The organism is Mucilaginibacter sp. (assembly GCF_025362475.1).
Classification (GTDB): Bacteria; Bacteroidota; Bacteroidia; order Sphingobacteriales; family Sphingobacteriaceae; genus Mucilaginibacter.
In genome coordinates, this window is the sequence record NZ_JANYGH010000009.1 from 22,292 (window position 1) to 39,523 (window position 17,232).

13 protein-coding genes are annotated in these 17,232 nt (G+C 43.0%); 3 read left to right on the forward strand and 10 right to left on the reverse strand.

The features are described 5' to 3' along the window. Positions 1-192 precede the first annotated feature (192 nt). Together Q0R88_RS04465 and Q0R88_RS04470 are read left to right on the forward strand one after the other, a co-directional pair. On the forward strand, positions 193-1,158 hold the full coding sequence (locus Q0R88_RS04465; RefSeq protein WP_295712843.1) for an NAD-dependent epimerase/dehydratase family protein: 966 nt from the start codon (positions 193-195) through the stop codon (positions 1,156-1,158). Between the two features lie 148 nt (positions 1,159-1,306). After that, positions 1,307-2,596: an HAD-IB family phosphatase gene (locus tag Q0R88_RS04470; RefSeq protein ID WP_295712846.1), complete on the forward strand. Its 1,290-nt coding sequence runs from the start codon at positions 1,307-1,309 to the stop codon at positions 2,594-2,596. A gap of 88 nt (positions 2,597-2,684) precedes the next feature. Here Q0R88_RS04470 and Q0R88_RS04475 read toward each other — a convergent pair whose 3' ends face one another. Then, positions 2,685-3,155 (reverse strand): universal stress protein, encoded by a 471-nt coding sequence (locus tag Q0R88_RS04475; RefSeq protein ID WP_295712848.1) that lies wholly within the window; start codon positions 3,153-3,155, stop codon positions 2,685-2,687. Between the two features lie 216 nt (positions 3,156-3,371). Between Q0R88_RS04475 and Q0R88_RS04480 the strand changes: the two genes are divergently transcribed. Further along, positions 3,372-4,319: a tryptophan 2,3-dioxygenase family protein gene (locus Q0R88_RS04480; RefSeq protein ID WP_295712851.1), complete on the forward strand. Its 948-nt coding sequence runs from the start codon at positions 3,372-3,374 to the stop codon at positions 4,317-4,319. A gap of 8 nt (positions 4,320-4,327) precedes the next feature. On the opposite strand, the gene Q0R88_RS04485 is transcribed toward Q0R88_RS04480, so the two are convergent. The 9 genes from Q0R88_RS04485 to Q0R88_RS04520 all read right to left on the reverse strand — a co-directional run bounded on the left by Q0R88_RS04485 (position 4,328) and on the right by Q0R88_RS04520 (position 17,227). Next, entirely contained in the window at positions 4,328-5,500 is a 1,173-nt protein-coding gene (locus Q0R88_RS04485) for an aminotransferase class V-fold PLP-dependent enzyme (RefSeq protein ID WP_295712854.1), read from the reverse strand. 44 nt (positions 5,501-5,544) lie between these two features. Further along, positions 5,545-6,864, reverse strand: a complete 1,320-nt coding sequence (locus Q0R88_RS04490; RefSeq protein ID WP_295712857.1) for an MFS transporter — start codon at positions 6,862-6,864, stop codon at positions 5,545-5,547. Positions 6,865-7,137: 273 nt separating this feature from the next. After that, positions 7,138-8,520 (reverse strand): M20/M25/M40 family metallo-hydrolase, encoded by a 1,383-nt coding sequence (locus tag Q0R88_RS04495; RefSeq protein WP_295712860.1) that lies wholly within the window; start codon positions 8,518-8,520, stop codon positions 7,138-7,140. Between the two features lie 130 nt (positions 8,521-8,650). Beyond that, on the reverse strand, positions 8,651-10,753 hold the full coding sequence (gene recG / locus Q0R88_RS04500) for an ATP-dependent DNA helicase RecG (protein WP_295712863.1): 2,103 nt from the start codon (positions 10,751-10,753) through the stop codon (positions 8,651-8,653). Between the two features lie 396 nt (positions 10,754-11,149). After that, positions 11,150-11,527: a RidA family protein gene (locus Q0R88_RS04505; RefSeq protein ID WP_295712866.1), complete on the reverse strand. Its 378-nt coding sequence runs from the start codon at positions 11,525-11,527 to the stop codon at positions 11,150-11,152. After that, on the reverse strand, positions 11,524-11,667 hold the full coding sequence (locus tag Q0R88_RS27170) for a DUF6728 family protein (RefSeq protein WP_366086741.1): 144 nt from the start codon (positions 11,665-11,667) through the stop codon (positions 11,524-11,526). Before Q0R88_RS27170 ends, Q0R88_RS04505 begins: the two co-directional genes overlap by 4 nt. 139 nt (positions 11,668-11,806) lie before the next feature. After that, positions 11,807-13,150 carry a M28 family peptidase gene (locus Q0R88_RS04510; protein WP_295712869.1) on the reverse strand — a complete coding sequence of 448 codons (1,344 nt, stop codon included), beginning with the start codon at positions 13,148-13,150 and terminating at the stop codon, positions 11,807-11,809. 204 nt (positions 13,151-13,354) lie between these two features. Beyond that, entirely contained in the window at positions 13,355-16,528 is a 3,174-nt protein-coding gene (locus tag Q0R88_RS04515; RefSeq protein WP_295712872.1) for an ATP-dependent DNA helicase, read from the reverse strand. Between the two features lie 69 nt (positions 16,529-16,597). Beyond that, positions 16,598-17,227: a hypothetical protein gene (locus Q0R88_RS04520; protein WP_295712876.1), complete on the reverse strand. Its 630-nt coding sequence runs from the start codon at positions 17,225-17,227 to the stop codon at positions 16,598-16,600. Positions 17,228-17,232 lie beyond the last annotated feature (5 nt).

Sequence of the window (17,232 nt, forward strand, 5' to 3'; positions counted from 1 at the left end):
GCAAATTTGAAATGTGTAGATATAAGGGTTGATCTGCAGATGTGAAATTTAATATGAAAATGTAGATATGCATATCTTTTTTGTCCAATTGAGATCATCTGCACATCTGAAACGGCGACGTCAACGAACTTAATTTGCACGTATGCACATCTAACTAATATCTGCATATTTGCACATCTGAAATCTGCACATATGATTCTTATTACTGGCGCAACAGGTTTTCTCGGGGCCGAACTGGCAAAGTTACTGGCTAAATCCGGTGCGCGTATTCGCTGTACTAAACGGACTACCTCAACCATACCTAATTTATTGGTTCCTTTTCAAGGGCAAATTGAATGGATTAACGCCGATCTGTTGGATATTTTTGCATTGGAAAACGCGCTGGAAGGTGTAACACAGGTTTACCATTGCGCGGCATGGGTATCACTCAAAGCTGCTGATAAAGAGCCGATGATCAATACAAATGTTACCGGCACAGCCAACCTGGTTAATTTATGTACTGAAAAGGGCATCAGGATGGTTCATGTAAGCTCCATTGCCGCCATAGGCCTTGCCAAACCAGGTGAATTGACTACCGAGAATCATCACCTGGAACAATCAACAGAAAATGATGGCTATGCCATATCCAAGCTGGAAAGCGAGATGGAAGTATGGCGGGGAATTGCCGAAGGGTTGGATGCCGTAATTGTAAATCCGTCGCTTATTATAGGCGCGAGTGCTGGTAAGGAAGGTAGTGGCGCTTTGTTCGAGACTATACGTAAAGGGCTTAAATTTTACACCAGCGGCAGTATCGGTTTTGTTGATGTGGAAGACGTGGCCAAATGTATGACGGGCCTCATGAACAGCAATATTACAGCCGAACGCTATATCATTACTGCCGAAAACCATACCTATGAAGCTATAACTACAGCCGCCGCACACGGATTCGGTATAAAGCCGCCCGCCATTTTAGCCAAACCCTGGCTTATGGAAATTGGCTGGCGCGGAGCTGCTGTTTGGGCTGCGCTTACAGGCGGCGATCCGGCTATTGATAAAACATCTGCCCAGGCAGCCTCTGTTACACGCGAGTTTGATAACTCAAAAATTAAAAAGGCTATTGGGATTGAGTTTAAGCCGATAAGTAAAACGGTTAAGGAGATTTGTGAGGCGTTGAAATAATTAGCAGATCATGATAATTTGTGATCTAAATACGGCCCCCTCAGGGCAACGGCGTTTTCTATAATAAAGTAAAATAACAGCTCAGCCAATCAACTAATAAAACTCTACTTATTCTATCTACAAAATTTTTCGCACCTTTGCACCCAAGATGGAGCAGTACTTTATTATTGATTTCGACAGCACGTTTACACAGGTTGAGGCCCTTGACGAACTGGCCCGTATATCTCTCAAAAATCACCCCGACAGGGAGGGTATTTACAAACAGATTGAAGATTTAACCAATGCCTCCATGGAAGGCAAGTTATCCTTTACTCAAAGTTTAGAAGCAAGGGTTAAATTATTGCAGGCCAACCGCGATCATTTAAAGCAGCTGATAAGCCATCTTAAGAAAAAAGTATCTACATCATTTTCCCGTAATACTATTTTCTTTAAAAATCACCAGGATGAGGTTTTGATCGTATCAGGTGGTTTTAAAGAATTCATTACACCCGTGGTTACCGAGTATCACATCAAAAAAGAAAACATTTACGCCAATACCTTCGAGTTTGATGAAGAAGGTAATATTGTAGGTTACGACCGCACCAATCCCCTTTCGCAAGAGGGTGGTAAGGTTAAATTGTTGAAAGAATTACAGTTGCCAGGTGATATTTATGGCATTGGTGATGGCTATTCTGATTTCCAGCTAAAGGAATCAGGTATGATCAAAAAATTCTTTGCCTTTACCGAGAATATTGAACGCAAATCCGTAGCCGAAAAAGCCGACCATATTACCCCAAGCTTTGATGAGTTCCTGTACATTAATAAACTGCCAAGGGCTATATCATACCCTAAAAACCGCATTAAATGCCTGGTAGTAGGCAATATTGATGAGGATGCCCAGGCGCAGATGAAAAAGGAAGGTTACAACATCCGCAACAGGGAAGATATTGAAGAAAAATATTTAGAAGAAGCGGGAGTTTTATTCTGTGATGAAGGGCATCAGCCTAATCCAGAGCAGATCCAGAATGCAGGCAGGTTAAAAGTGATAGGTATTTTTGGAAAATGCAACCGCAAACTGGCCGATGCAGCTACTGGTTGCGGCATTATCATATTTGACGATCCTAAGCATAATCCCCATAACAACGATTTTATCCCCAAAAGAGTTATGGCTTTCATGAACGAAGGAAAAACGCATACAAGCTGTAACTTCCCTGATCTGCAGCCACCAAGGGTTAACAACGCTCACCGACTAATTCACATCCACAAAAACGTACCGGGTATACTGGCCAAAATAAATGATGTATTTGCGCGCCATAACATCAATATAGTAGGTGAATTTTTGGTTACCAACCCACAAATAGGATACGTAATTACTGACGTGAACACTGGTTATGATACCGAAGTACTCAATCAGCTAAAGGCCATTGAACATACCATAAAATTCAGATTACTATATTAAGGTTTCAGGATTCGGCTTGCATGGGTTGATAGCGAAAGCTTTCAAGCTTATGCCACCCGAACCACGCAACACGAACCCCGAACCGGACCTATTCTGCAAAAGGTACTACCATCACAGGTATATCTGAGTGTCGGATGACGCTCTCCGCTATACTTCCAGACAGCAAACGATCAAGACCCGAACGTTTGTGGGTGCCTACTACTATCAAATCTGCATTAAATTGTTTTGCACAATTTATTATCCCATTACCGGCATCGTCAAATTCAATAAACTTAGTTACAACTAGCCCGGTTCCAAATTCTTTTATCAAACCCTCTATAACGGTTGATGAGTGTTCACTTTGTAGGTTTACAAGCTCAACCTGCATCTGGCCCATAGCTGGATCCATGGACATACCGACTAAGCCATCGTTAGTATCGGGCGGATATATAACGGGTTCAATAATATGTACTAAACCAACTGCCGCGTTATACTTGCGGGCAATATCAAAGCCATAAGCAACTGCATTGTGGGCGTAGGTACTCTCGTCAACGCCTATGAGTACATTATTGATTTTCATGATATTTAAGGGTTAAGGATTTGAACAAACCGGATTTTTCTGGTTCTATAAAATTAACAGAATTACCTATACATCAAACAAGAACATAAAATTTTAGCAATTCGTTAATCCAATAAACTCAGATTCAGACATAATACGCTCTCATCTCAAAAATGTTTTATCTTTTGCAGATCAATACCCCTATTTAAGCTCATTTCATTTTTATTAACTTTGGCCATGCAATTCCATCCCGAGATTGAGGAGCGCCTGTCGCAACTACAAGAAAAATATGAGGCCATGGGCCAGGATATGAACTCATACTTAGACGGCTTACTTTATGCCGATTTTCTAACGTACTGGGATTATATCCACCTGGATACTTTACTGAGCCTGCAAAGTCCTAAAACACCTTTCCCCGACGAAGAAATATTCATCATCTATCACCAGATAACCGAACTTTACTTTAAGCTGGCCCTGCACGAGTGCCGCCAGATTGCAGAAGCCCAACCATTAACCGCAGAATTTTTAACAGCGCGTTTAAAACGCATTAACCGTTATTTTGGCGCTTTAACCCAATCATTCGAGATCATGGTTGATGGTATGGAGAAAGAGCAGTTCCTCAAATTCAGAATGTCATTATTGCCAGCCAGTGGATTTCAATCAGGACAATACCGAATGATTGAAATTTACGCTACCGATTTTATTAACCTGGTTGCTAAAGATAAACGGGAAGAATTGCGTGATGCCCCCATCGAAGAGCAGTTTGAATACCTTTACTGGAAATTTGGAGCAACCGAGTTATCAACCGGAAAAAAAACCTTGACACTTAAACAATTCGAAAAAAAGTATTCCAAAACTTTCATTGAACTTGGAAAAGCAGCGGCAAATTATAATTTTAATACCCTGGCCCTCAAATTTGAAGCGGCAGGTCAATTTACCCCCGAATTAAAAAATGAGTTGCGCCAACTTGATATCAATGTAAATGTGAACTGGCCGCTATCACATTATAAATCTGCCGTTCGTTACCTTAACCGCGAGCCCGAAGAAATTAAAGCTACCGGTGGCACCAACTGGCAAAAGTACCTGCCTCCGCGTTTCCAGAAACGTATATTTTATCCATCACTCTGGACCGTCGAAGAAATTGAAAACTGGGGTAAGGCCTGGGTAGATAGCGTGTTGGCGTAGATGATAACTTACGCGCTGGCAAAGCTTTTTAACAACGCTGCCAGCCTGTTCCTTTCAAGGGTATTCATACCGGGGTACATGGGTAAGTAAACCAAATTTTCAAGATTAAGCTCATCATCGTTAACTACTGTTACCGGTGATGAAAGCTTTACCAGACTTGATGCTTTTTGGGTTGCATCAAATCCATTTGATCGTAAATAATCAATAAGCATGGCGGTTTTTTCTGTTTTTACAGGTAAAACCCAATGGTTATGCTGCTTGGCGCAGGCGCCAATTAAAATTGTTGCCGAAACATCTTTTAAAATATCTGATGCCAGCTTTTTCCTTTGATCAATAACATCAGCTTTAAAGTTTTTCAGTCTGTAGTTAATCAACCTGATGTTTGGCGCACAGGGCTGGAATCTTATTTTTACCAGCATACTTTCGCCGGGAAAACCCTTTGTAAATCCGGATAACACTGCATCAAAATCTTTCCCTTTGGCTATGCATATTTTATAGAACAAAGTATAAATAACTTTAGCGGTTAGTATCTTCATCACTAAAACCTTGAAAAGTTTTTTGAAGAAAACAGAACTGCGCTGCGTGGGTGATTGCCTGTTAAGTGCAATTACTTTACTGCAAATGGAAGGATACTTTATTTGAAGTAAAGCACCACTTACCGTAGTGTTAGTTTTGATAAGGCCAAAACTAAACATGATTACATCCGATAGTATATTCCTGCTAAGAACAGGCCCCGCAAAGGCCTGTGCCCTATCTTCAATCACCATTATGTTATATTCCTTAGCTATGGCCACAATTTCATCCAGGTCTGTGATAACGCCGAAAAGATGGGTAATTAATATGGCCTTTGTATTGGGCGTAACAGCCTCTTTTAAATGCTGTGGCGAAATGCTCAACGTGTTTTTATTAATAGGCAACGGCACAGCAACCAATTGATGGGCAGTTATAATAGCAAACATATCGGGGATATTGATACAAGTAACTATTATTTCGCTCCCTATTGGCAAATCAAGCGCGCTCAATAAAACATCAAAGCCAGAACGTACGGAAAGGCAAATCACCTCATCCTCATTTATAGGAGTATTATATGCTTCTTTAATTTTAATAAAATCCAGGAAACAATAATACAGCCCCCTGAACACATCTGTATAAGTTATATCTAATATCCCCCTTGGAATCATTTCACCATTATTATTAGGTAATAAAGATATAAATACACACGCGGCTAAACAGATGTTTCAGCTTCCACCTTGGGTGGTTGTATCTGTTGTAGCGATAATGGGATCAGCTTTTTAGTTTTAAGGTAGGTAATGCCCACGATGATCATAGTCATGCTGCCACCAAATATCACTGAAGGCACGGTACCCAACAGGCGGGCAGCCGTTCCTGATTCAAAAGCGCCTATCTCATTTGATGAGCCGATAAACATCTGGTTTACTGCCGATACACGGCCTCGCATATGATCTGGAGTTAACAGTTGCATAATGGTACCGCGAATAATTACGCTAACGCTATCAAATGCACCTTCGGTAAATAAAAACAATAGCGACAGGTAAAAGCTTCGCGATAAACCAAAACAGATAATAGAAACGCCAAAACCCGTTACCGCGATAAGCAAATTACGCCAGGGCTTACCCATAGGCGAAAACCTGGTCATGACCAGCATGGTTAATACTGCACCTAATGACGAGGTTGCCCGCATAATGCCCAACCCTTCGGCTCCTACTTTTAATATCTCGTTGGCAAATATGGGTAACAATGCCACAGCGCCGCCAAAAAACACCGAGAACAGGTCAAGGCTCATGGCGCCAATCATCATTTTATTGCTAAACACAAAGTGGATGCCTTCAGAAAGGCTTTTCCAGATACTTTCCTTAGGTACAAATACCGGCGGATATTTACGTAATAATGCAACAAGCATTAATGACACCAGCAAGAAAAAGATAATTACAACAAATGTTGCTGTAATACCGCTTAAGCCAGGGATCAGCTTATCAGAATAGCCATAGATTAAGCCACCAGCCGCCGGACCTATAATAGAGGCAACCTGCCAGCTCGAACTGCTCCAGGTGCTTCCGTTAGGATATAATTCTTTGGGTATACTATGCGCGTAAATGGTGAAAGTTGCAGGTCCGTAAAAGGCCCTGGCAATACCATTGCAAAAGATCATGATATAAATGACAGGTACTATCCAACCGGCATGGATAACCCCACTCATGCTTTTGAGGGTAACCGTAAACATTACAAGAGAGGTAAGGATTACCCCGCTAAAAATGAATAACAGCATTTTGCGCTTTTCGGACTTATCGGCAATATAACCTCCATATAAGGCAATACACACTGCCGGTATGGCCTCGCACAAACCTACAAGCCCCAACGCAAACGCGCTTTTTGTTAACTGGTAAATATAAAAGCCGATTACAACGGCCTGCATTGAATATGCAAAGGTGAAACAAAAGCGCATCCCGATGTAAGACCTGAAATCTTTATATCGCAATGCTGCAAAGGAATCAATTTTGGGTTTACTATCTCCTTCTTCGGCCACAGTGTTGTTTTAGATGTGCCGCAAATTTACAACACGATTAACAAGATTTTGCAGGATTAACAGGATTTTTTTGTGATGCGGGATGTTGATGTGCAGATATGCAAATTGCAATTATCAAAGTAGGGCTTCCTAATCTAACAGAATAAAAAAGCCGCCTGTGAGGACACAGGCGGCGGGAAATAGGCTTATTAATCTATATACTTAATCTGCACATTTGAAATTTGCATATCTGCACATCTATAATCTGCACATCTACAATCTGCATATCTGAAATTATAACCCGTGCTGATCTATCAAATAAATTAAGGATGCTATACCTGCTGCACCCAGTTCAAGCTCGCGTTTGTTCACGTTCTCGAAAACATCGTTTGGTGTGTGGTGGATATCAAAATAGCGCTGAGAATCGGGCCTAAACCCAATCAGGATTACTCCCGGCAATTTCTCTTTCATCGGCTCAATATCTGTACCGGCTCCACCAATGGTTAGCTGGTCAACTTCGTACGGTTCAAATAGTGCTTTCCAGTTATTGTTTATCTTTTTTATAAAATCATTGGATACATCAGCAAAACTAAAGCCCCGTGGCGTAAAGCCGCCTTCGTCTGTTTCAATAGCCGCAATATGTTCTTCTTTGTTTTGTGCAGCAAGCTCGGCGTATTTGGCGCCGCCTTTGTCGCCATTTTCCTCGTTCATGAAAAACACTGCACGTACCGAGTTTTTAGGACGATATCCTATCGCTTTAAATACCCTTAAAACCTCAACCGATTGCATTACACCGGTACCATCATCGTGGGCTCCTTCTGCCAAATCCCATGAATCAAGGTGACCACCTACAGTGATAAACTTATTGGGGTGCTCGGTGCCGGTTAATTCGCCCACTACATTGTATGATAACACATCGGGCAGTGTTTGGCAGCTTTGTTTAAAGTAAAACTTAACCAATGGCAGCTTACGCAATTTAAGCATGGTGCTTAACCTGTTAGCCGCCTTTGTTGATATCGCTGCTGCCGGGATATTCTTCCCATCCTTATCAGCCAAAGTTGCACCGGTATGCGGATAATCATCCAGCGACTCCGTAAGTGAGCGAACTATAACACCAACAGCGCCATATTTGGCCGCAACAGCCGGCCCCATAAAACGCTGATCACCAGCAGTTCCGTAAGCGCGACCGGTTTCAATAAACCTTGGATCGAAGGGCCTGTTAAAGAAAACTATTTTACCTTTTATAACGCTTTCTCCAAGAGTTTCTACCTCTTTCAGGCTTTGTACTTCAATAACATTTGCGGTTATTCCTTCTTTTGGTGTCGCTACCGTCATTCCTAATGCTGCTATCGGCACCGGGATACGGGTTTTGCCATCAATGATGAAGGCGGTTTCTTTTGCGCCCCTAACCCAATGCGGAACCATAACTTCCTGCAAATAAACCTTATCAAAGCCATAGCTTTCCATCAATTTCTTACTCCAGTCCACCGCTTTTTGGGCGTTGGCCGAACCGCTTAAACGCTGACCGATACCTTTACACAGGTAGCGCAGGCTTTCGTAACTTTTGCCGTTTACAAGGGCTTCATCGTAAATTTTACGGATGGTTAATGAGTCCTGCGCGTGGAGCAGGTTTGCTGATAACAGCACAGAAAATAGTAGGGTAAATCTTTTTTTCATCGAAATTAATTAGTCAATAAACGGCGATAAATCATCAATAATGTACGTTTATGCACGATAATTATTGATGAAATGATCAACAAAAGTCAGTCGGAAACAAATGTAATATTTTGCGGCAATAATGAAAGACTCAGGAAATTTTATCCCAGCTTAAACCCGCATTTTTTGTTTGGAAGGAATGGTGCAACACCTGATTTTCGGGCAGGGCCAGCTGAGGATCTTTCGCCAATATTTGCTCTACCGTTTTGCGGGCTTTGAATAACAGCTCCTGGTCTGTTGCCAGGTTGGCCACCTTCAGGTCGAGCACGCCGCTTTGCTGGGTGCCATCCAAATTACCGGGACCACGCAGCTGCAGGTCAATTTCAGAAATCTCGAAGCCGTTATTGGTTTTCACCATGGTATCCAGGCGAATCTTACCATCCTGACTCAGCTTATGACTGCTCATCAAAATACAATAGGATTGCTCGGCCCCACGCCCTACCCTGCCACGCAGCTGGTGCAGTTGCGACAGACCGAACCGCTCGGCATTTTCAATGATCATTACCGAGGCGTTGGGCACATTCACCCCCACCTCGATAACCGTGGTTGCCACCATGATCTGCGTTTCACCTTTGATGAAGCGCTGCATTTCAAATTCCTTATCGGCAGGTTTTAGTTTGCCATGAACTATACTTATGCGATAATCGGGCAGTGGAAACTCGCGCGACATAACCGCGATACCATCCTCCAGGTTTTTCAGATCGAGCTTTTCACTTTCCTGGATCAGGGGATATACAATGTAAATTTGCCGGCCCAATGCAATTTCTTTTTTCATGAAGCCGAAAACCCGCAGGCGCTGATTTTCGAAGAAATGAAGCGTTTGAATAGGCTTACGCCCGGCGGGTAATTCATCTATTACAGATACATCCAGGTCGCCATACAAGGTCATGGCCAGGGTACGGGGTATGGGCGTGGCCGTCATCACCAGGATGTGAGGTGGTATAATATTTTTTCGCCATAGCTTTGCCCGCTGCTCTACCCCAAAGCGGTGCTGCTCATCAATCACCACAAAACCCAGGTTTTTGAATTGCACTTTATCCTCTATCAAAGCATGGGTACCTATGAGTATTTTCAATTCGCCGCTTTCCAGTTTCTGATGCAGTACTTTACGGTCTTTTTGTTTGGTAGAGCCGGTTAGCAGTGCCACCTCGATAAAGCCCTCGCCTACCAAACTGCTGATTGTTTGAAAATGCTGACTAGCCAATATCTCGGTAGGTGCCATGATACAGGTTTGAAAGCCATTATCAACAGCAATCAGCATGGCCATCAATGCAACAACAGTTTTACCGCTGCCCACATCACCCTGCAACAGGCGATTCATCTGCACACCGCGCTGGGTATCCTGCCTTATCTCTTTCAGCACGCGTTTTTGAGGCGTAGTTAATTGAAAGGGTAACTTATGGTGATAAAAATCATTAAAATAATGACCAACAGTATTAAAAACATTCCCTTTAAATTTTTGAGTATGCAGCAGCTTATTGCGCAATAGCTTCAATTGCAAAAGGAATAATTCTTCGAATTTTAAGCGATGCAGCGCCTCATTCAGTAAGTTGGCATCCGCGGGGAAATGAATATTCCGGTAGGCCTCTGCACGGCCAATTAGTTTAAAGTGCTGGAGGATATACAGCGGTAAATTCTCATTGATATCCTTAGCATGCAGACCTAATAAAACGGAGGTAAGTTTCTGGATTCCCTTACTATCCAGCTGAAACTGCTTTAGCTTTTCGGTAGAATTATATACCGGCTGCAAAGTAGCGTTTCCCTGCCGCTGCATGGTGGCAGGTGAGTATATCTCCATTTCGGGATGCGCCATTTGCGCCTGCCCGTTAAAAAAACCGGGTTTGCCAAATACAATATATACAGTACCGGGAACAATGGTTTTCTCTATCCAGTTAATGCCTTTAAACCAAACCAGTTCCAGTGTGCCGGTGTCATCACGGCTTTGTACTACAAGGCGCTTGGTTTGCTTTTCGCCCACTACCTGTTTGCTAATAACGCGGGCCAGCACCTGTACATAAGGCAGATCGGACTGAATATCTTTTACTTTATAAAACTTGGTACGATCAATATACCGGAAAGGAAAATGCCGCAGCAAATCCTCGAAATTAGCTAAACCTAATTCTTTTTTCAAAACTTCGGCCCGGGCCTGGCCAACACCTTTTAGGTATACGATGGGTGTTTGAAAAGGATCCATAGGTTTATTTGAGAACCATATATTATAAAATCGTCATTGCGGGGAACAAAGCAATCTCCGATTTGCAGGTTCGCCCTGTATAGTTTGGGATTGCTTTGTGCCCAGCAATGACGCGTTTGTTATTTAACGTATTTGCATTCTAAAAAGGCCTGTCACCCTGAGCTTGTCGAAGGGTCGCGCGTAGAGGCCTTTGCCCACATGCTTCGACAGGCTCAGCAGGACAGCCTTTTTTTAAAGTTTCCCAAAATTTCACTCCTCGGGATGACATGTTTATTTTAACCAATTTGTCATGCTGAACGCAGTGAAGCATCTATTATTCGCCATGTTTCTTCACCCTGTACAGTCTGCGAATAGATCCTTCGTTCCTCAGGATGACAAACCTTTTAAAACGTCATTCTATTTTACTGCAATAACCGAGATCTCCACATTTACCCCTTTTGGCAATGCAGATACCTGTACCGTTTCGCGGGCTGGGAAGTTAGCGGTAAAATAAGTGCCGTACACTTCATTTACCTGGCCAAAATTCCCAAGGTCGGTTAAAAATATGCTGGTTTTAACAATGTTTCCGAAACCGATGCCAGCCTCAGTTAAAATGGCTTTAATGTTTTCCATTACCAGCACAGCTTCATCTTTAATGCCGCTGGTTACCAGTTCGCCGGTAGCAGGATTAAGCGGGATTTGACCCGAAACAAATACAAAGTTACCGGCAACAGTTGCCTGGCTGTATGGCCCGATAGGTGCAGGCGCGTTATTGGTGTTTATTATTTCCATCATTTTTTGAGTATGAACACTTGTATCAGCTTATAGATGATGCCAGCTAAAAACATAGTTATGGCAATAGCATTTATAATATGCATAATGCGCAGATTAATGTTTGTTGGCCTGTTGGGATCTTTTTTTCTAAAGAAATACATAATACAAACTTACAATATTTTTCCTTTTTGTCATCCTGAACGATAGTGAAGGATCTATTTACCGACATGCATCGTCAGCTTTTAAAGTTCAATAATGGATTCTTCGCTATCGCTCAGAATGACAGGACTTTTTGGGCCCCTACCTCACCGGCTTAGGAAAAACCGGCAAACTCTCATGCCCGTCGGCATCTACAGCCTGTACTGCAAAAAAGTAATTATCTTTTGAGTAAGCCAGTGTAGCGGTTGTAGCGGTTACGTAAAATTTCCTTTCCCAAAAAGCGCTCGTAGTTTCGCGCATCAGTACGTAATAACCGGCTGGTTTTTTGCCGGTAGCCGGCGTTTCCCAAGTGAGTTTGGTTTTATTGGTAAGATCGCTGGTTATGATGCCTACATTTTGCGGTCGACCGGGTGCCGAGGCAAGGTTGGCCAATACCGACAGGTTCATGCGGGCTACTTTTTGCACATAGTTAAAATCAACAAAATCGGGCAGATCGCCATATTCCACTCCATTTTCTGTACGGATATTCTGGTGCTGGCGGTTAAAGTCCTCATTCATTTCGGTGAACCGTACGGCCGTAAAGCCCTGTTCCAAAAACGGCAGGTGATCGCCACCACGCAGGTAACGGTCGCGGCGGTAAATGAGTTTTACATCAAGCTGGTCAACATACCGTTCGCCGGTTTCCTTGGCGTAACGGGCCAACTCACGCGAGGGGCTGTCATTTTCGCCTCCTAATGATTTTAAGGCAGCCACCTGTTTGTCCGTAGCATTGGTTGGTATCCCATCGCTAAAAACCCGAACGCTGCGGTTATCTTTCAAATCTGTTTCCATACCGTGGGTATTGCCTACAATATCATTGTTCAGCATGGCATCTACGTTCCAGTTTTCGGCTTTGGCGCGTTTGGCTACGTTTGTAGATCCATATAATCCTTGTTCCTCGCCTACTACTGTCATAAAAATTATAGTTGCCGGGAACGACCGTTTAGCCATCACCCTTGCCAGTTCCATAGAAAGTGCGGTACCCGATGCATCATCATTTGCCCCAGGCTCCACCCCATTGGCGTCCATTACATCGTTAATCCTTGAATCATAATGTCCCGATACCAGGTATACACGTGTATCGGCCGGGTCGGTACCCTTTAATATGGCCAGTACATTTTTAAGTTTTACCGGTTTATCAATGCGTGTGCCCTTAGGCTGCGTGAACGTATCAAATTGAACGGTCATTCGTCCGCCCGATTCCCTGGCATATTTTTCCATTTCTGCCTTGATCCAGTTACGCGCCGCACCGCTGCCGGTGGCTTTGTTGCTGGTATCGCTCAGCGTATGCCGACTTTTAAAGGTTACCAATTTGCGAATGGTAGTCTCGATGTTTTTGGAGGACACCTCATCAACCATTTGTTTAATTTTTTCATCCTGTTTGATGATGGTTTGGGCCGAGGCTGAGGCTGTGATTAAAAGGAGGATTAGGGTGATGTATTTCATTGGGTGGTATTGGATTTTCTGTCGGAACCTTAATTTATAGCATTATTAGATTGATATGATTCTCTTTGTCATTTTTAAAATTCCCTCTTGAGAGGGGCGCTTGGGAAGGTGAAATGGCAGGGGTGTGTTTCTGCGCCTGACAAAACACACCCCTCCGCCCCTCTCAAGAGGGGAATCGCACATGCCCTCATTTTTTCACCCCCTTTACACTTCCTCTTCTTCCTCGCTCGCCGCGGTTAAAAGCTCATCCGCCTGTTTAAAATTGCTTTTTACAAAATGGCACCACTGGCACTCTTTTTTGCCACAACCGGTATTAAAATCATGGGCCAGTATTTTTTGATAAGTTTCGGTAATCTGACTGGTTACCAATTCTATATCCTGCGGGCTTATCACATACTTTTTCTTAAAGTATTCGCCTTCACTTTCTGGTTCTACAAAATCAAAAATGGTGTCAATTACTTCCCAATCGTTGGTGCGGTCATGGTCTACCAATATTTTGTAAAACACGCCCTGGCGCCAGTAATCGCCGCCCATAGGAACCTCAGGGGTTGGGGGCAGTAACTTGTCTTTGGCATTTTTTACTTTACCGGTTTTATAATCCACAACTGTTACGTTTTTGCCGTCAAACTCCATTTTGTCCAGGTTACCTTTTATGGGCACGCCTTGTATCTCAATGTTTTTGATGGATTTTTCGGTTACGGCTATTTTGTTCCAGGTATCAACATTTTGCTCATAGTATGGCGGCAATATCTTCCAGCCGTAAGCTAACCGGGTTGTATATTCTTTTTTGGTAAATGAATCCCTGTTACGCACCATATACCATTCAAACTCTTTCATGAATTGCTCGGTAGACAGGAATTCATTATCGTTTTCCTTCAGTAACCTGTAGGTTTTATTGAGCGCCCAGTGCACCGCTTGCCCAAATGTGGCCGACGGGCTTTTTCCCGAAGGCACCCGTATCAAACATTGAAAATAAAAACGCAGCGGACAATCCAGATAGTTATTTAAATGCGTTACCGATAGGGTATAACTTTGCAGCAACTGGTTAATGTAATTGGTATCCAGTAGCTCAACCTTAGGTTTCTCAATCTCACTAAACTGGGTGGCCACAAAGTCAATCATTACTTCAGGGGTAACTTTAGGGAATTTTACTTCCAGGTGCGTACTGGCCAATATCTCGCCTACAAATCTGCTGGCTTCCTGGGCCTTCCCTTTTTTATCCTGACCGGCGTAAGAAATCATGAGGCATTGTTTGGCACGGGTAACAGCCACATAAAATAAGCGGCGCGCTTCTTCTATCTGTGCAATATCATCAGATGAGGTACTGGTAAGTGTATCAGGCAAGCTAAAGCCATTGTTGCGGCCCTTGCTATCCCAGGTGCGCTTATCGCAGCCGATAAAAAACACATGTTCAAATTCCAATCCCTTTGAACCATGGGCGGTTAAAAAATTAACGCCATTGTCGCTAAAGATTACCTTGTTCAGATCAAGCCTGATGCTGTTCTTTTTCATCAGCTCAATAGTGGCCATCAGGTCGGCCAGTTTAATATCGGGGTTCTTACGACTTTCGTCCTTCAAAAAATCAAAAAAACTGGTGAGCATTTGCATGTAGCCTCCTTTATCGGTTTGCTGCATGATGTAACGCAGGATCCCCATTTTGGCTATCACATCCTGGAAAAACTGTTGCAGGGTTACATTCACCGCCGATTTTAGTAACTCATCAATATTGTTCATGAGGTACCTCATCTCCATATATTTATCCGGCGCAAACAGATCCGGCTGGGCGGGCGGCCGCAGCTCACTTATGTAACGACGGATGGATGTCCTTTGCTTATCCCGGTTATTGGCCGAAAAGTTTTCCTGCGATACCGCGATGCTTGCTTTGGCTATTTCGATGGGCTCAATGTTAAAGAAATCATAGTGCAATATCTCAAACAGTAACTCATCACCGCTATAAGGCGAATCCAGCTCCATCATGAGGTAGCTCATAATGTTGATGATCTTTTCGCCAAAGGGCTGGGTTAAGATATCTATTTTACGTTTGGTGTTTACCGCTATCTTTTTTACCTCCAGGTATTGGATCATTTCCTCCACCTGGCTGTGGTTGCGGTAAATTACCGCTATTTCGCCCGGTTCGGTTCCGTTATCAATCAGGTGTTTTATTTGTGCCGATACATCTACCAACTCCTGGTTGGCATTTTCGTATTCACGGATCACCGGTTCCACCGTCATTTCCACAAAGCGGGGGTGCGATGCACGCAGATCTTTATCCAGTTGAAGCTGGGTAGTTAAACGCTCAAAGTTATTATTGATGAGGGCCTTTGAAATATCGAGAATATGCTGGTTTGACCGGTAATTGTGCCTGAGCACTACCGTCTGTAACGTGCTCACATAGTCGGTAGCAAAATCAAGAATGTTTTTCATATTGGCCCCCTGGAATTTGAAGATCGACTGATCATCATCGCCCACCACAAATACATTGGGCACATCCCAGTAATTGAGTAAAAACCGCAGCAGCTCGTTTTGCGATCCACTCGTATCCTGAAACTCATCAACCAAAATATATTGGTACCGTTCCTGGTATTTACGCAAAATCTCTTCATTATCGCGGAAAGCCCTCAATACCCAAATGATCATGTCGTCATAATCATACCGGCCACGGGCCTTCATTTTGGCATCGTAGTTCTGGTACTCGCGCACGGCAGCTACCAGCTTGTTCATGAGGTCATGCGCGGCATCAATATCCTTTTGCTTTGGGTCGCCTACTTTAATGCCGGTTTTGGAGTTGGCACGTTTGTAAACAAATTCCTCGCGGTTGGGGATATCATCCAGGTATTCCTGCACGGCTGTTTCAATCATTGCAGCATCCCAGTTCTCGCGTTTCATGGTGCTGAAGAGGTCTTTAAGGCGCTTGGTATCGTAATATACATCACCGGTAAAGCGCTTCAGCAGGTGGTCGTTATCAAACTCATCCACCAGTTCACGAAACAGCATAGCCGATTCCAGATCAGACAATGATTCCAGGTTCAGCTTACCAAAATACTCCAGGTTCTCCTGGATGATCTCGTTACAAAAAGCATGAAAAGTATAGATGTTGATGCGGTAAGCATCGGGACCAATAAACTCAAACAAGCGCTTGCGCATGGCTACTGCACCGGCATCTGTATAGGTTAAGCACAGTATTTCATTGGGCAGGGCATCTGTATCGGTTAGGATTTTCCCTATCCGCGCCGCCAGTATTTGCGTTTTACCTGTACCCGGCCCGGCAACTACCAGTACCGGCCCGTCCATTTTATTTACTGCAGCCAGCTGCTCGGGGTTTAAACCCGCTAAAGCCGCCTGGAATTTATCGTTGTACTTATTAAAGTTGGATTGCATAATTGTTTAGTAAAGATAGAAAACGATGGGCGGGATGGCAACTTGGTAAAATGAATGTTACTTGTTATATTATAGATGCCAAACAAATTCGGGGTCATTTATATCGAAATCCGGACACAAAAATGGAAACTGATTACCCCCTTGCTCATACCATCTATGAATAAGCTTATTTCTTCTTGGAGCTCCTGCTCCCAATCCCAAGCCTGTTGGTGTATGTAGTCTAAAATTTATAAGCCCATTTACATTACAATAATTTTCGATAATGGTTATTTGCTCCCCAAAAGGAGCATTGTTTCCTAAACGTGTAAAATAAACGGCTTTTATTTTATTGCGAATTATATACTCTATAATATTACTTGTGTTCCAAGTAATATCTGGAAAGTTATTGAGTTCGTTATCTAAATAACTGCCAATCCAATTACGGTGATCTTCATTTTCAACATCCACATCATTAATTGAAATTAATAAGTCGGTTAATGCAATTCGGTTTTTTTTAAGAAAATCAAATTGGGCCACCACGTCTAAATTATCAATTTCATCATAGCAGGCAAATTGAGGGATTGCCTTCCAGAAATATTGAGATCTCCCATAAAAATAATTTGCTTGGTTATTTATTACCCAATCGTTGCATGGATTAAAAGTCCCAATTATCAATGTATCAGCCTCCCAGGTTGGTAGCAATCCATTTTCTCCCGCCATGTGAG

Coding starts and splice junctions, on each gene's coding strand:
- Q0R88_RS04465 (WP_295712843.1), top strand. CDS start 193: ATGATTCTTATTACTGGCGCAACAGGTTTTCTCGGGGCCGAACTGGCA.
- Q0R88_RS04470 (WP_295712846.1), top strand. CDS start 1,307: ATGGAGCAGTACTTTATTATTGATTTCGACAGCACGTTTACACAGGTT.
- Q0R88_RS04475 (WP_295712848.1), bottom strand. CDS start 3,155: ATGAAAATCAATAATGTACTCATAGGCGTTGACGAGAGTACCTACGCC.
- Q0R88_RS04480 (WP_295712851.1), top strand. CDS start 3,372: ATGCAATTCCATCCCGAGATTGAGGAGCGCCTGTCGCAACTACAAGAA.
- Q0R88_RS04485 (WP_295712854.1), bottom strand. CDS start 5,500: ATGATTCCAAGGGGGATATTAGATATAACTTATACAGATGTGTTCAGG.
- Q0R88_RS04495 (WP_295712860.1), bottom strand. CDS start 8,520: ATGAAAAAAAGATTTACCCTACTATTTTCTGTGCTGTTATCAGCAAAC.
- recG (WP_295712863.1), bottom strand. CDS start 10,753: ATGGATCCTTTTCAAACACCCATCGTATACCTAAAAGGTGTTGGCCAG.
- Q0R88_RS04505 (WP_295712866.1), bottom strand. CDS start 11,527: ATGATGGAAATAATAAACACCAATAACGCGCCTGCACCTATCGGGCCA.
- Q0R88_RS27170 (WP_366086741.1), bottom strand. CDS start 11,667: ATGTATTTCTTTAGAAAAAAAGATCCCAACAGGCCAACAAACATTAAT.
- Q0R88_RS04510 (WP_295712869.1), bottom strand. CDS start 13,150: ATGAAATACATCACCCTAATCCTCCTTTTAATCACAGCCTCAGCCTCG.
- Q0R88_RS04515 (WP_295712872.1), bottom strand. CDS start 16,528: ATGCAATCCAACTTTAATAAGTACAACGATAAATTCCAGGCGGCTTTA.
- Q0R88_RS04520 (WP_295712876.1), bottom strand. CDS start 17,227: ATGGCGGGAGAAAATGGATTGCTACCAACCTGGGAGGCTGATACATTG.